Below are 14,646 nucleotides of genomic sequence, written 5' to 3' on the forward strand. Positions count from 1 at the left end.
ACCTACGATTTCAGCGAGCGCACTTCCTCGCGAAGGGCGCGTATTTCGGCCAGGATCGTCTCCTGCTCGTGCTGCATGGCCGAACGCTCTTCGGAGGCAGTGCTTTCGTGCTCCTCCTGCATCGCCGAGACGATGATACCGATGAACAGGTTGAGCACGGCAAACGAGGTCAGCACAATGAACGGGATGAAGAAGACCCAGGCATAAGGGTGCACGTCCATCACGGGCCGCACGATGCCCATGGACCAGCTTTCCAGCGTCATGATCTGGAACAGGGAATAGGCGGACTCGCCGATGGAGCCGAACCATTCGGGAAAAGTTGCGGCAAACAGCTTCGTCGCCATCACCGAGAAGACGTAGAAGACGAGCCCGAGCAGGAGAACGATCGAGCCCATGCCTGGCAGCGCCGCGATCAATCCTCCGACCACCCTGCGAAGCGACGGCACGACACTGACGAGGCGCAGCACGCGCAGGATGCGCAGCGCACGCAGCACCGACAGATTGCCGGTGGACGGGATCAGCGCGATTGCCACGACGATCAGGTCGAACACGCGCCACGGGTCGCGGAAGAAGTCGGTGCGATAAACGACGAAACGCGCGACGAGTTCGATGACGAATACGGCGAGCACGGCAACGTCGAGCGCCATCAGCAGGCCGCCGAAACGCTCCATGACCGTGGAAGACGTCTCAAGCCCCAGCGTGATAGCGTTGACGATGATGAGGGCGGTGATGACCGCTTCGAAGCAGCGCGATTCGATGAGCGTCCTGAGGGCGTTCAATTCTGTCTCTCCGGCGAGATTGAAGCGACGCGGCAAGGGCCGCGCCAGCGCCTTCAATAGAGCCGCGCCCCGGCCGCTTCAACTGCGCTTTTGCGACACGTCGAACATGCCGCTTGACAGGCAGGCCGCCGCCCGCGATCTAATGCGCGTGTCGCGGGTGTAGCTCAATGGTAGAGCAGAAGCTTCCCAAGCTTACGACGAGGGTTCGATTCCCTTCACCCGCTCCAAAATCTGAAAACCGCCGCCTCGACCGAGGCGGCGGTTTTCAGATTCTGGTGTAACGTGCAACTTCACTTGGCAGGAAACGGCTATATCCGGAAATAACCGGGTTCGGGTGAAAAGCGCCGGCAATATAGGGCTTTGCGCGGGGTTCGGCGGGCTACTTCCCGCGGGGCCTCGCAAGCCGGCCGCGCAACTTCGGTTGGCAGCGCAGGCGCACGGCGGCGGGAAGGCTGACGGCGGAAGCCGCGAAAACCGGCATTTCGGCGGTGCGAGGTGGGAACGGATCTCCGCGACTGCGCCATCAGTTCCCACCTTGCCGAAAGCCGCAATATCCAAGGGAATCAGCTCGGGTTGCTTTCGTCGCCCGTCGGCGAGGTGGGAAATCGTGAACCTGCGTTCAACGACCTTTCAACCCGATGTTATTCGTGCGCCCCGCCCTCGCTGCCACCGCGGCGCTTCTGACCTGCGCGCTGATCGCGGCTGCTGTCGCCATGCCTTTCTGCTCCGGCCCGACGTGCGTCGTCGATGGCGACACGGTCTGTATCGCTGGTGAGAAGATCGAACTGTGGCCGACATAGAGGCTCCCTACGTTGATGCGCGCGTCAAGGCGGTGCTCGCTGCGGACAGGCTTGCGGAACTGTTCGGCCAACGCGACTATGTGATTTCTCGCGGCGATCCGAGTGACGGCCGCGAGCAAGACCGTTTCCACCGCACGCTCGCAGTCATCCTCGTGGAAGAAGGGCTGGCGCGTACGTGGTCAGGCTGCCGCGAGCCATGGTGTTGAAGGCGTGTTGAACACGCCTTCAACGGATCATCTGCACACTTTGAATTGCTGACGGATGAAGCTGCGCAACCCCGCCAACCGAAGTTGCGCGCTACATTTTCATGTCGAGACGTCTATTGCTGCTGCTGACGCTCGCTTCGCAGTGCCTTGAACAGCGCGTAGGTCATGAGCAGCAGTAGGATCGCGAAGGGGAAGCCGGTTGCGATGGCGCCAGCCTGCAGTGCGGCCAGCCCGCCGCCCAAAAGCAACGCGATAGCGATCAGCCCTTCGAAAGTGCACCAGAAAACGCGCTGGGCTACCGGCGCATCGACCTTGCCGCCCGCGGTGATCGTGTCGATGACCAGCGAACCGGAATCGGACGACGTGACGAAGAACAGGATCACCACAATGATGCCCAGAGGCGCCGTGATGCTGAACAGCGGCAGCGGCTCCAGCATGCGGAACAGCGACAGTTCGGGCACGTAGGCCACAACCGTGTCCTGCACGCCGGCATAACCGTCGGCGAGGAACTGCGTGATCGCCGTGCCGCCGAAAGTCGTCATCCAGACGATCGACGCGATGGTCGGGATGATGAGCACGCAGGTGACGAACTCGCGCACCGTGCGGCCGCGCGAGACGCGGGCGATGAACATGCCGACGAAGGGTGACCACGAAATCCACCACGCCCAGTAGAATGTTGTCCAGCCATGGATGAATGCGTCGTCTTCTCGGCCGATCCAGTTGGCGAGCACCGGCAGATTCATGACATAGTCTGCGCTGTTGGCGAAGAAGCCGGTGATGATCGACATCGTCGGCCCAAGCAAAATAACGGCCACCAGCAGAAGCAACGCCAGCATCAGGTTGATTTCCGACAGGCGCTTGACGCCCGCATCGAGCCCCGCGAGCACCGAACCAAGGGCAACGGCGGTGATGCCTGCTATAAGCAGCACTTTCATGTTGTCGGTGTTGGGCACGCCGTAGAGATCATTGAGGCCCGCCAGCGCCTGAGAAGCACCGAAGCCGAGCGACGTTGCAAGACCGAACAGCGTAGCGAAGACGGCGAGCACGTCTATGATATGCCCTGTCCAGCCGCGAACGCTCTCTCCGAAGATCGGATAGAAGGCCGAACGTACTGACAGCGGCAGGCCGAGATTGTAGGACGCCAACGCCAGCGACAGCGCTACGACCGCGTAGATGGCCCAGGGGTGCAGACCCCAGTGGAAGATTGTGGCGGCCATGCCCATGCGGCGCGCTTCGTCGACAGCCTCGGGCACAAGCGCGCCATCGACGACGGGTGGTGCAAGGCCAAGCGGCGGGTTGTTGAAGTGGTACATCGGCTCCAGCACGCCGAAGAACATCAGGCCGATTCCCATGCCGGCTGCAAAAAGCATGGCGAACCAGCCCCAGTAGGAATAATCGGCCGTCGCATCCTTGCCGCCGATACGCACATTGCCGAGCGGCGTGACGATGAGCACGAGGCAGAAGAGCACGAAGACGTTCGCCGAGATCATGAACACCCAGTCGAAGGTCGTGGTCAGCCACACGCGCAGGCTGCCAAGCAGCTCCGCAGCGGCTTCGCGAAAGATCAGCGTTGCGATCACGAATGCCACGGTGAGCACGCCAGAGATGGCGAACACCGGATTGTGGATATCGAGGCCCATGAACTGGACGTTGTCCTGACCGGGCTCAAGGCCGTGATCTTCAGGCACGATGGGAGCTGTGTCGCTCATTGCATAATCCCTCCTCTGCAATGATTTCGGTCCCTCGCGGCAGGCGCCGCAGACCATCTTCCTCCGCGGGGGAGCATGGAACCGGCGGCGGAAATTAAGATGCCGATTCGCGACCAATGCTAGGTGAGTTGCGACCAAAGCCCAAACATGGCGGTGTAGAACGAGGCTGCAAGGCAAGAAAAAAGGCCTTCGGAGCGATCTGCCCCGAAGGCCATGGCACTTTCGTTTTTTTGCTCAGGCTGCCTCAGTACCAGCGTCTGCTGTGGCTGTTGTTGTCGGAAAGAGCCTGTCCGACGACAAGACCGATCAGGAAACCAAGAAGTCCAGCCGACGACAACACGGTCGCTGCGGTGCCCGGGTTTTCGCGAATGGCCTCGGACACGGCATGCGCCTGGGTTTTCACCTGTCGCGCCGCGCCACGCGCCTGCGTGGCGGCGCTTGCGTAGAGCTCGCTCGCTTCGTCTTTTGCGTCTTCGTAGAGCGCCTCGCCGCGCTCGGCGAGCGATGCGCTCAGCTTGCCGACCTCACTCCGAAGGTCGGCGATCTGCTTCTCGAGATCCTTGCGGATGCCGTCGACGTTAATCTTGTCTGAATCTGCCATGGGAGGTTCTCCTGCTGATGCCGACGTTATGCCGCCGGCGTGACGCGTCAGTTCCTGATATTAGTTCTGCTCTACGGACACCCCGGATTCGTCGATGCGCAACTCGACGCCACTCGGCTTGCTCTCCTCACGAAGGACGTAGGCGCCAAGAGCGATGACCACGACAATCAGCGCGCCGACAAGGAGATAGAGGTAGTTCTGCTTCATGTGCGCTCCATAGGTAAGGAAGATTAGGTTGAAGATCGGGAGGAGCTTAAAATGGCCGCATCATAGAGTGGCTTCTTTGTCCATATAGCGTTTGCCCCTACCCATTTCGCTTTGGTGACCTATAACGCGCAGCGCGTCTGTTGGTTGCATACATTGGTTGCCATGCGGCCTTGAAGTTGCCGTTTGCGGCGCGTATCTGCCGCCCATCGTCCCGAGGAGAGAAGGCATGTCGGCCATCAACCGTTTTCTGGGTGACTCGCCGCTGCGCGTCATCATCAAGCTGATTGTGGTGTCGTTTCTGGTGGGCATCGTGATGGCGACGTTCGGGTGGTCTGCCTGGGACGTGATCTATCGGATCGAGGATTTCTTCGTCGGCATCTGGAACCTCGGCTTCGATGCGATCTACAGGTTCTGGGTTTATTTCCTGCTGGGTGCCGCCGTGGTCATTCCCGGATTCCTCATCCTGCGCCTACTCAGCTACCGACGCTAATGCACTGGCAGATGCACTTGCCGCTGGCTGGATATGGCAGGTGTGACGCCGATGCGGCATGACAGACGGCGCAGGGTCCACAGAGCTCAACCAGCATGACGGCAAGTGAAAGCGCGGCGCCGGTCCGGCGATCTTTCGAGGTCGACAACAGGCTTGTGCTGTCGATCGCGCTCCCGATGATGCTGGCCTATCTGACGACCCCGCTGCTGGGCATCGTCGACACGGCGGTCATCGGGCGGCTGGGTGATGCGGCCCTGCTCGGCGGCCTTGCAGCCGGCGCGATCATCTTCGATCTGGTCTTTGCAACCTTCAATTTCCTGCGCACCGGCACGACGGGGCTTGTCGCGCAGGCCTTTGGCCGCGAAGAGCCCGCCGAGGAGCAGGCCGTCTTCTGGCGGGCGCTCATCGTTGCACTCGGCGCGGGTTTCGTGCTCGCGGTTGCAGCACCTCTGGTGGTTTGGGCGGGCGCGCGCTTCTTGGCGGCCGAGCCGGCAGTGACGGACGCGATGGCCACATACGTCGCACTCCGGTTGCTGTCCGCACCCTTCGCGCTCTCCAATTATGCGATCCTGGGATACGTGCTCGGCCGCGGTGAATCCCGTTTCGGCCTCGGGCTTCAGCTTCTGCTCAACCTCGTCAACATGACCTTGTCTGTCGTGCTCGGCCTGTGGATGGGATGGGGTGTCGCCGGCGTCGCGTGGGCAACCGTCGTGGCGGAAGCCGTTGCGGCCTGTATTGGTCTAACGTTGCTCATTCTGCGCTTCCGGCGTCTGCCGCCGCTGGCACCCGGTGCGTTGAGGAACGTCGCAGCTCTGAAGACAATGTTCGCGCTGAACCGCGACATCATGATCCGTTCCTTCGTTCTGCTCGGCGCCTTCGCGCTGTTCGCGCGGCAGGGCGCACAGCTAGGAACGTTGACGCTGGCCGCAAACGCCGTGCTGATGAACTTCTTCCTGCTCTCCGGCTATTTCCTCGATGGTTTCGCCACCGCAGCCGAACAGCTTGCCGGCCGTGCAGTGGGTGCGCGCTATCGCCCGGCGTTCATCCGGGCGGTTCAGCTTACGGCCTTCTGGGGCTTTGCCGTGTCCGGCCTGGTTTCAGTGCTTTTTCTACTGACGGGCGATGCCCTGGTGGCACTGATGACGACGGCGCCGCAGGTCCGCGCCATGGCGGGAGACTACCTGCCATGGGCAGCTCTCACGGCGGTGACGGGCGTTCTGGCCTTTCAGATGGATGGTGTCTTCATGGGCTCGACCTGGTCGCGCGACCTCCGCAACATGATGCTGCTGTCCTTCGCACTGTTCATCGCCGCGATGGCGATGCTTCCCGCGCAGTTCGGCAATGCCGGCCTCTGGATGTCGCTGCACCTGTTCCTGATCGTGCGCGGCATCAGCCTGCTTGCCATCATGCCGGTGAGGGCGCGGGCGACATTCCGCGACTAGATCGGCGCGGCTTCCCACTTGGCCAGCGCGGTGTCGCGCAACGCGCCGATCGAAGCAACATCTTCGCGTTGCACGATCGCCGAAAGACCGCGCACGATGCGCGCCGGCAAGGCCGGGCCGTCATAGATCATGCCGGTATAGAGCTGCACGAGATCCGCGCCCGCGCGGATCTTCTCCGCTGCGGTTTCCGCGCAGGTAACACCGCCGACGCCGACGAGAACTACCTCAGGCCCCAGCCGCCGCCGCATGCGCGCCAGCACCGCCGTCGAGCGCGCGAACAGCGGCCGCCCCGAGAGGCCGCCAGCTTCGACGGCATGGCTGCTCGCCAGTCCATGTCGCGACAGCGTGGTGTTGGAGACGATCACGCCGTCGATATTCTTCGCGAGAACCTGCGCCGCGACGTCGTCGAGCTCGGTTTCGCCGAGATCGGGCGCAATCTTGAGGAAGAGCGGCGTGTGCTTGTTGCTGGCCGCATCCGAAACATCGCGTGCCTCCGTCACCGCCTCGAGCAGTTCGGCCAGGGCTTCGCGCGCTTGTAGAGCGCGAAGCCCTGGAGTGTTCGGCGAAGAGATGTTCACTGTCAGATAGGACGCAAGGCTGGCGAAACGCTCGACGCCCAGCCGGTAGTCGGCGATGCGGTCGCTGCTGTCCTTGTTGGCGCCGATATTGACCCCGACGATGCCGCGTCTGCCTGTCCGGGCCTGAAGCCGCGCCAGGCATCGTTCGTGGCCTTCGTTGTTGAAGCCCAGCCGGTTGATGACGGCATGGTCCTGCGTGAGCCGGAAGATGCGCGGCTTCGGGTTGCCCGCCTGCGGCAGCGGCGTCACCGTGCCCACTTCTGCAAAGCCGAAACCGAGCCCGATGAGCGCATCTGGCACTTCTGCGTTCTTGTCGTAGCCAGCAGCCATGCCGAGCGGATTGGGGAATGTCAGTCCCGCCGCCTTGACTTCGAGCCGCGCGTCGCGGGCAGGCCCCCTGCAAAAGCTGCCGCCGGCTTTCAAGGCCGCTATTGAAAGTCCATGAGCCGTCTCGGGATCGAACGCAAAAAGAAGCTTCTGCCCGATCCGTTCGACGCCGCCGATCATGCCGGAAGATCCGGGAAGACATGGACGCCGTCTACGCCGAGCGGCAACGGCTTGACCCACACCACCGCGCCGAGTTCGAGCGGCGCGAAGAGGTGAGGGAATAGCGCTCCACCGCGCGAGACTTCGTATCTCAGCGATGGTCCAAGCTTCTCCTCGTCGACCGCCGCCAGAAGAAGATTGTCCTGCCCGACAAAGTGCTTCGCCGCGGTTTCGCGCGCCTGCTCTGCGGTTGAGAAGTGGATGTACCCGTCGGCGAGATCGATCGGCGCACCGAGGAACACGCCAGCGGTCTGAGCCTCGCGCCACAAGGGCTCGGGGACGATCTTGTAGATGAGCTTGGTCATGCCCGCGCTATAGGCGCAAAGCCGCGCGAAGAAAAGCAGCGCGGCGCCTTCTCGACAACTATCGAACCGACTTTTCCGCGAGCGCCGGCCAGGCCTCCAGAAACGCTTCGCGTGCCCTCAGCCCGCCCGACCGCTTCTGGCGCTGTTCGTCCTGATCGAGCCGGGCAAAAACGACGGCTGCATCGTCGCGTGTAGCCCAGCCGACAAACCAGCCCCAGCCGCGCGCGCGATTGAGCGAACCGTCCGCATTGCGCGGATAGGCCGAGCCCGTCTTTCCGGAAACGGTCCAGCCGCCTTCGGTCGAGGTGCTTTCAACCACCTCGATCGTACGCTCGATCGCGGCCTCGCTCACCGGCAGCTTGCGGTTGAGAAAATTGTGGAGAAAGACGATCTGCTCGCGCGGTGATATCTTCAGCGAAGAACCGATCCAGGAACGTTCGAGACCGTTGTTGCGGCCTGGGTCGCCGGTGAAATCTGCGTTGCCGTAACCCAGTTTGACCCCATAGTCGGTCATGCGCTCGGCGCCGAGGCTTTTGGCGATCTGTTGCGAATACCAGACGACGGAATATTTCATCCAGCGGGTGGGGTCGGTCGGTTGTGTCCAGTTTTCGCCGCCCCATGCGGGATATCCGTCCTTGAACGGCAGAACCGGGTCATGACTGTCTTTGAGAAAGCCCGCGTCGTAGCCCATGAGCGCCAGCGCTACCTTGAACGTCGATGCGGGTGTCACCCGCGTCCGGCAATCGCCATCCTCATGAAGCACAGCGCCACTCGCTGCGTCGGCGACGATCGTGCAGATGTTGCGCGCCTCGGCAGGCGCGGCGGCAATCAGTGCGAGCAGGGTCGTCGCGCAGGAAAACACGAGCTTCATGAGGCGGTCCTTGGGGTTCGCAGGGTTTTGAGGCATTATCGACGCATATGTGGAGAGGTCATCGACCTGACGCAGCAATCGGCTATGCCTGTGGCGATTGCGCGGCGGAATTTGCCTCCCGACGCAATTCCGGCGCAAAAACACGCTTCAACTGAATGCCTACTCGAAGGAGGCAGACATGCGACACGGAACGATGCTGGCGGCCGCCGCCCTCACGGTGCTGTCCGTTTCCTCATCCCCGGCTCAGGAGGTGGAGCGCTATCGGCTCGAGCGTACCGGCGATGGCTATGTCCGCCTCGACACGAAGACAGGGCGGACGACACTGTGCCAGGAACGCAGCGGGCAACTGGTCTGCAAGATGGCGGTCGAGGAGCGCTCCGCGTTCGAAAGCCAGATCGATGATCTTGAGGCGCGGGTCGAGGCGCTGGAAGACCGGCTGGCGACGCTGGAGGCGGGCGGCCGGACTGAGGAACTGCCCAGCGAAGAGGAGTTCGAGCAGACACTCGGCTACATGGAGCGCTTCTTCCGCCGCTTCATGGGCATTGTTGAGGAGTTCGACCGGGAGGAGAAGACGATCCAGCCCGAGCCCCCTGCCGACCGCACCTGAGCCTTATCGCGCGACGACAAGTCCAATGCTTTCAGTTTCCATGCCGGTTGCGACAAGCACGACTGAGACGAAAAACATGCAGCATGCGGCCGCGAGCGCCCCTGCGGCAAAGCGGCCATAGGTTTCGCGGAGCACTCCGGCGAAGCGGCGCCTTGCTTCCGCGTCGCGCGGGCGTAGGCCGTCTTCCAGATAGAGCCAGACCTCGGTGTGCTTCGGCTGTTGTCGGCCGGCGTAGTGCGCCTTGAGAATGAGTATCCCCGCCATGATCAGTGCGAGCAACGCGCCTGCCCGGAAGGCAGTCGGTGGACTGAAGGCAAACGAGAGCATGATGCAGGCAATCGCGAGCGTGCCAAAACCGACCGCGCGCCCCACGCAGACGAATGCGATCTGGCGGATGGTTTCCATGGCGGTCTCCATCATAGACCAAAGTCTAATAATGAACGCGACCAGCAATCAGCCGCAAGTCACATTCAGGGGAGAATGAGCGATCGCTGAAATAGTTGCCGCCGTATGTACCCGGGGCGACTCGAGGGGCATGTGCTTGCATTGAGCGGGTGGGAGCGCATAATCGACGTCGCGGCGTCGGCACCCGAGGGTACACTCGGGGCGACGATTCGGGGAGGACAGTTTGCCAACGGGCTTTACATTCGTCGTTGCGGACGACCATCCGCTGTTTCGCGGTGCGCTCAAGCAGGCTCTTGCCGGGGTGGGTGAAGACAGCCGCGTGCTGGAGGCGGGCGACTTCGAAGGCGTGAAGTCTTTGATCGCTGGCACTGACGATGCGGACCTTGTCCTGCTGGACCTGACGATGCCCGGCGCAAGCGGCCTTTCCGGGCTGGTCGCCCTGCGTGGCATCGATGCCACCGTGCCCATCGTCATTGTTTCGGCCCATGATGATCCCGTCACCATCCGTCGCGCGCTGGAACTTGGCGCCTCGGGTTTCATCTCGAAATCCGCGAGCATGGACGAAATCCGGCGCGCGGTGCAGACCGTGATCGAGGGCGGGGTCGCGACGCCGGAAGGCATCGATCTCGGTGAGGAAGGCGATCCGGAAATCTCGGACCTGATCGCGCGTCTTCAGACTTTGACGCCCCAACAGACGCGTGTTCTGGGCATGCTCGCGGAAGGGCTGCTCAACAAGCAGATCGCCTACGAGCTCAGCGTCTCGGAGGCGACGATCAAGGCGCATGTCTCCGCAATCCTCCTGAAGCTGGGTGTCGACAGCCGCACCCAGGCAGTCATCCGCCTGTCCCGCATCGCCACAGATCCGTTGGCAGGAGCAAGCTGAAGCCTGCTCACTCCGCCGCGGAAAGCATCTTGCGGCAGCGTGTCAGCACTGTCCGGAGGCTTGCGGGTTTCACCGGCTTGTTGATGACGGTGACGTTTATTCGTGCAGCGGCCTCGCGCACTTCATGGGAGCGATCGGCGGTGACCAGAACGGCCGGCATCTCGGCCCCATACGCATTGCGCAACTTGGAAATCACGTCGAGCCCGTTTTCACCGCCGTCGAGGTGATAGTCGGCCAGAATGATGTCCGGTCGAGGCACGCTCTCGAAAATGGCTATGTCCGAAGCGCCGGTTGCCGTCTCGACCCGACACCCCCAGCCCTCCAGCAGCAGCCGCATGCCGCTGAGGATCGCCGCCTCGTTGTCGATGCACAGCACGCTTACCCCATCGAGCATGATGTTGTGGCGCACCGACGCTCGCACTTCGCTGACCAGCTCGATGTGAGGGGCATCCACCTTGGGCAGGATGACGGAGAAACGCGTGCCCGAACCCTTGCGCGACTGTAGCTGGATCTCCAGGCGCAGCACGCGGGCAATGCGATCGACGATCGACAGACCCAGGCCGAGCCCCTGCGCTTCCCGCGCGCCATCCTCGAGCCTCGTGAACTCTCGAAACACGGTGTTGAGCTTGTCGTCGTCGATGCCGATGCCGGTATCCCACACCTGAAGCTCAACCAGTTCGCCACGTCTGCGCACGCCCACCAAAACATGCCCTTTGCGTGTGTATTTGATCGCGTTGGAGACGAGGTTCTGCACGAGCCGGCGGAAAAGGTTGCGATCGGTGTGAACGGCAAGCGTCGACGGGACGATGGTGAGCTGAAGCCCCTTTGCGGCGGCCAGCGGCTGGAAATCGGTTTCGATCTGGCGGAGCAGGCCGTCGAGCTTGAACACGCTGTCCACCGGTTTCATGGCGCCGGTATCGAGGCGCGAAATGTCGAGCACTGCGCCGAGAATGGACTCGACCGACTCCAGCGAGGATTCGATGTTGCCCACCGCGTCGCCCACCTTGCCATCGCCCACCGACTCCAACAGCGCCGCGCAGTAAAGCCGCGCGGCGTTGAGCGGCTGCAAGATGTCGTGGCCGGCGGCAGCTAGAAAGCGCGTCTTGCCGAGATTGGCTTCCTCGGCCAGCATCTGAGCCAGCGCGAGTTCCTCGTTCACGCGCGTCAGCTCAGCCGTCCGGTTGGCGACGCGCTGCTCCAGCGTTTCATTGACGCGCTTGAGCGCAAGGTCGGCCTGCACGCGGGCCGTGATGTCGGTATAGGTCGCCACGATGCCGCCGTCCGGCATCGGGTTGGTGCGCAGCTCGATGATACGGCCCGAACGCTTGAGTTCGATCGACCATACCTCGCCGAACCACGTCATCCGGTTCAGCGTCTGGTATTCGGAGCCCGCGGGGATGTCGCCGCGATCGGCCAGATAGCGCAGCACCTGATGCAGCGAGACACCAACTCGACCCATTTCGTCGGGCAGGTCGAACAGGGCGCGGAACTGCCGGTTCCAGCAAGTCAGGCCGAAATCGCGGTCGAAAACGGTGACGCCTTCCTCCATCTGGTCGAGCGCGGTCTGGAGCAGGTCGCGGTTCTGCTGCAGCGCTTCTGTCGCGTCGTCGAGCAGCCGCAGCGTGCCGCGCGAATTGCTGTCATTGCGCTGGAACAGCAGCGACAGGATAAGCCGCGCCGACGACGAGCCAACCGCGCTGGTGAGAAGCTGCTCGGAGAACCGGATCACCGCCATGCTGGCAAGCTCGTTGCCGTTGATTGCGCGGCCTTCCTTCGTCTCGAAATTCTGGAACGAACGCTCGGTGCGCTCGACACCGAGGTAGCGGGAGATCGTGTCCTTGAGGTCGTTGACGGTGACGGCTGTGCGGAAGCGGCGCAGGTTCGGCATCGGCCCCGCATCGCGCGGCACGAACAATGCGCCCTGGATGCGCTCCAGCGGTCTGGCCGCGCGAGAGAGCGAGCCGAGCACGAAGAACAGCGTGTTGACCGACAGGCTCCAGATCACCCCGTGATTGAGCGGCTCGCCAACCGTGCCGAACAGCGCTTGTGGCCGTAGCGCTTCCATGCCGAAGAGGCCGGTGCGCAGGATCTCGGTATCCGGCGGGGCGAGTGAGGGAAACAGAAGCGTGTAAGCCCATACCGCGATGCCGGTCGACATGCCCATCACCGCGCCGCGCCCGTTTGCCCCGCGCCAGATCAGGCCGCCTATGAAGGCCGGCGCGAACTGGGCGATCGCTGCGAACGAGATTAGGCCGATCGAGGCAAGCCGGGTATTGGTCGTCGTCTCTCGGTAATAGAGGAACGCGGCGAACAGGATGACGAAGATGGCTGCGCGGCGGACGTTGAGGATGACCTGCGACCAGTCCTCGCGGTCCGGCTGGCGTGACTTGAGCAGGCGTCGCATGACAAGCGGGATCACGAGATCGTTGGAGATCATGATCGACAGGGCGACGCTGGCGACGATGACCATCGCTGTCGCCGCCGACAGCCCGCCAATGAAGGCGAACAGCGCCAGCGCGTTCTGGCCGTAGTGAAGCGGCAGCGAGACGACGTAGAGGTCGGAGTTGGCATCGGAGGGCATGACCGCCAGCCCGGCGAATGCAATCGGGATAACGAACAGGTTGATCGCGACGAGATAGAACGGAAACATCCAGCTCGCCTTGCGCAGTTCCTCCTCGGACCGGTTCTCCACGACGGTTACGTAGAACTGACGCGGCAGCATGATGATCGCGAGGCCAGACAGGACCGTCATGACGATCCAGGTGGGCAGCGAGGTGCTGTAGCCGAACGCGCTCTGCACCTGAGCATTTGCGGCGACCGTCGCGATCAGCTCGGCCGGGCTGCCGAGCAGGATGAAGGTGATGGCGATGCCGACGGCAAGAAAGGCTGCGAGCTTGACCAGCGATTCTACCGCCACGGCAAGGATCAGGCCGTCCTGGTGCTCCGTGGCGTCAGCATGCCGGGTGCCGAACAGGATAGCGAACATGGCAAGCAGCAGCGCCACTGCTAGCGAAATGTCGCCAATGAAGAGATCGACGGCCGGCGGCGCGCCGTTATAGTGCTCGACCATCAGGCTGACCGAGCCTGAGATGGCCTTCAATTGCAGGGCTATGTACGGGACGGTACCGAACATCGCGATGATGGTCGCGATGCCGGCAACGGTGAAACTCTTGCCGTAGCGTGCGCCGAGGAAATCGGCGATCGACGTGATCTTCTCGGACTTGGCGAGCCGGATGATCCGCGTCAGGAACGGATAGCCGAACAGGAAGACCAGTACGGGTCCGATATAGATGGTCAGGAACTCGAAACCGCGTTCGCTCGCCAGCCCGACGGAGCCAAAAAACGTCCATGATGTGCAGTAGATCGCCAGGCTGAAGGCGTAGATGTACGGTCTGGCGCGGCCTGGACCATGGGTCGCGGCGCGCCGGTCGCCGATGCTCGCGATCGCGAACAGCAACGTCACATAAGCGATTGCCACGATGACGATGACCCAGCCCTGCACCTGCCGTTCAACCTCCTATGCAGCCGGTGACGTGTATTCGCCATGAGGCAATCACAGCTCGGCAAGGCTGTCTATTGATCTTACGGCGGGGTGAGAATCGGTCGATGGTTGCAGCGATCGCGCATTCGCGCTTATCGCGAGCGCGCTTTTTGCTATGGTCAAAGTGGCCGGCCTCAAGCGGGCCCTCGATTCGACCACGATTCCATTCTCCAGGAGGGACGGATGATCAAGGAATTCCAGGAGTTTATCGCCAAGGGCAATGTCATGGACCTTGCCGTCGGCGTCATCATCGGCGGCGCGTTCGGCCTGATCGTGTCATCGCTGGTGGACGACATCATCATGCCGATCGTTGGCGCGATATTCGGCGGGTTCGACTTCTCCAACTACTTCCTGCCCCTGTCTTCCGAGGTGACCGCGTCGACGCTCGATGCGGCACGCGAACAGGGCGCTGTCTTCGCCTACGGCAATTTCATCACCGTGGTGATCAACTTCGTCATCCTCGCCTGGATCATCTTCCTGATGGTCAAGATGGTGAACAACATGCGCCGCCGGCTCGAAAGGGAGAAGGAGGCGGCACCGGCCGCGCCACCGCCGGTGGATGTCCAGCTTCTGACCGAGATTCGCGATCTGCTTGCCAAGAAATAGCCCGCAGGTAAGATCACAGGTATCGAGACCCCGGCCTTCCATGGCCGGGGTCTTCCTTTGGCGAGGCATA

General features: G+C 62.5%; 16 protein-coding genes and 1 tRNA gene. 8 read left to right on the plus strand and 9 right to left on the minus strand.

The window, feature by feature from the left end:
* Window positions 1–2: 2 nt before the first annotated feature.
* Window positions 3–779, minus strand: a complete 777-nt coding sequence (locus ACVJNE_RS09625; RefSeq protein ID WP_499565046.1) for an ion transporter — start codon at window positions 777–779, stop codon at window positions 3–5.
* Window positions 780–932: 153 nt separating this feature from the next.
* Here ACVJNE_RS09625 and ACVJNE_RS09630 point away from each other — a divergent pair.
* From ACVJNE_RS09630 to ACVJNE_RS09640, 3 genes are all read left to right on the plus strand, one after another.
* Window positions 933–1,006: transfer RNA gene (locus ACVJNE_RS09630), tRNA-Gly, on the plus strand.
* A gap of 420 nt (window positions 1,007–1,426) precedes the next feature.
* Window positions 1,427–1,579: a hypothetical protein gene (locus ACVJNE_RS09635; RefSeq protein WP_499565048.1), complete on the plus strand. Its 153-nt coding sequence runs from the start codon at window positions 1,427–1,429 to the stop codon at window positions 1,577–1,579.
* On the plus strand, window positions 1,567–1,785 hold the full coding sequence (locus ACVJNE_RS09640; RefSeq protein ID WP_499565050.1) for a hypothetical protein: 219 nt from the start codon (window positions 1,567–1,569) through the stop codon (window positions 1,783–1,785). Before ACVJNE_RS09635 ends, ACVJNE_RS09640 begins: the two co-directional genes overlap by 13 nt.
* Window positions 1,786–1,898: 113 nt before the next feature.
* Here the strand turns inward: ACVJNE_RS09640 and ACVJNE_RS09645 are convergent, their stop codons facing one another.
* The 3 genes from ACVJNE_RS09645 to ACVJNE_RS09655 form a co-directional block, all read right to left on the minus strand.
* Complete coding sequence (locus tag ACVJNE_RS09645; RefSeq protein ID WP_499565052.1) at window positions 1,899–3,494, minus strand: BCCT family transporter; 1,596 nt, start codon at window positions 3,492–3,494, stop codon at window positions 1,899–1,901.
* Between the two features lie 244 nt (window positions 3,495–3,738).
* Window positions 3,739–4,095, minus strand: coding sequence for a hypothetical protein (locus ACVJNE_RS09650; protein ID WP_499565054.1), 357 nt, complete (start codon window positions 4,093–4,095; stop codon window positions 3,739–3,741).
* Window positions 4,096–4,155: 60 nt separating this feature from the next.
* Window positions 4,156–4,302, minus strand: a complete 147-nt coding sequence (locus ACVJNE_RS09655; RefSeq protein ID WP_173187109.1) for a hypothetical protein — start codon at window positions 4,300–4,302, stop codon at window positions 4,156–4,158.
* A gap of 226 nt (window positions 4,303–4,528) precedes the next feature.
* Between ACVJNE_RS09655 and ACVJNE_RS09660 the strand changes: the two genes are divergently transcribed.
* Both ACVJNE_RS09660 and ACVJNE_RS09665 read left to right on the plus strand, forming a co-directional pair.
* A complete protein-coding gene (locus tag ACVJNE_RS09660; protein ID WP_499565056.1) occupies window positions 4,529–4,792 on the plus strand; it encodes a DUF6460 domain-containing protein in 264 nt (87 codons plus the stop codon).
* Window positions 4,793–4,887: 95 nt separating this feature from the next.
* Window positions 4,888–6,234 carry an MATE family efflux transporter gene (locus ACVJNE_RS09665; protein ID WP_499565058.1) on the plus strand — a complete coding sequence of 449 codons (1,347 nt, stop codon included), beginning with the start codon at window positions 4,888–4,890 and terminating at the stop codon, window positions 6,232–6,234.
* On the opposite strand, the gene ACVJNE_RS09670 is transcribed toward ACVJNE_RS09665, so the two are convergent.
* From ACVJNE_RS09670 to blaOXA, 3 genes are read right to left on the minus strand one after another with little or no spacing between them, the layout of a single operon-like run.
* Window positions 6,231–7,316, minus strand: a complete 1,086-nt coding sequence (locus tag ACVJNE_RS09670) for a quinone-dependent dihydroorotate dehydrogenase (protein WP_499565458.1) — start codon at window positions 7,314–7,316, stop codon at window positions 6,231–6,233. The two genes, ACVJNE_RS09665 and ACVJNE_RS09670, sit on opposite strands and share 4 nt — an antisense overlap.
* On the minus strand, window positions 7,316–7,663 hold the full coding sequence (locus tag ACVJNE_RS09675) for a DUF952 domain-containing protein (RefSeq protein WP_499565060.1): 348 nt from the start codon (window positions 7,661–7,663) through the stop codon (window positions 7,316–7,318). The genes ACVJNE_RS09670 and ACVJNE_RS09675 overlap by 1 nt, the downstream gene beginning before the upstream one ends.
* Before the next feature lie 58 nt (window positions 7,664–7,721).
* The gene (gene blaOXA, locus ACVJNE_RS09680) at window positions 7,722–8,534 is read right to left on the minus strand and encodes a class D beta-lactamase (RefSeq protein WP_499565062.1); all 813 of its coding nucleotides are present in this window, start codon (window positions 8,532–8,534) and stop codon (window positions 7,722–7,724) included.
* A 178-nt stretch (window positions 8,535–8,712) separates the two neighbouring features.
* On the opposite strand from blaOXA, the gene ACVJNE_RS09685 reads away from it, so the two are divergent.
* Window positions 8,713–9,141, plus strand: coding sequence for a hypothetical protein (locus ACVJNE_RS09685; protein ID WP_499565064.1), 429 nt, complete (start codon window positions 8,713–8,715; stop codon window positions 9,139–9,141).
* A gap of 3 nt (window positions 9,142–9,144) precedes the next feature.
* Here the strand turns inward: ACVJNE_RS09685 and ACVJNE_RS09690 are convergent, their stop codons facing one another.
* Entirely contained in the window at window positions 9,145–9,546 is a 402-nt protein-coding gene (locus tag ACVJNE_RS09690) for a hypothetical protein (protein ID WP_499565066.1), read from the minus strand.
* Window positions 9,547–9,769: 223 nt separating this feature from the next.
* Between ACVJNE_RS09690 and ACVJNE_RS09695 the strand changes: the two genes are divergently transcribed.
* Entirely contained in the window at window positions 9,770–10,429 is a 660-nt protein-coding gene (locus ACVJNE_RS09695; protein WP_499565068.1) for a response regulator, read from the plus strand.
* A 7-nt stretch (window positions 10,430–10,436) separates the two neighbouring features.
* Here ACVJNE_RS09695 and ACVJNE_RS09700 read toward each other — a convergent pair whose 3' ends face one another.
* Window positions 10,437–13,931: a PAS domain-containing hybrid sensor histidine kinase/response regulator gene (locus ACVJNE_RS09700; protein WP_499565069.1), complete on the minus strand. Its 3,495-nt coding sequence runs from the start codon at window positions 13,929–13,931 to the stop codon at window positions 10,437–10,439.
* Window positions 13,932–14,153: 222 nt separating this feature from the next.
* Between ACVJNE_RS09700 and mscL the strand changes: the two genes are divergently transcribed.
* Complete coding sequence (gene mscL, locus ACVJNE_RS09705) at window positions 14,154–14,576, plus strand: large conductance mechanosensitive channel protein MscL (RefSeq protein ID WP_499565071.1); 423 nt, start codon at window positions 14,154–14,156, stop codon at window positions 14,574–14,576.
* Window positions 14,577–14,646: the final 70 nt, after the last annotated feature.

This window comes from Mesorhizobium sp. DxT (genome assembly GCF_058448885.1).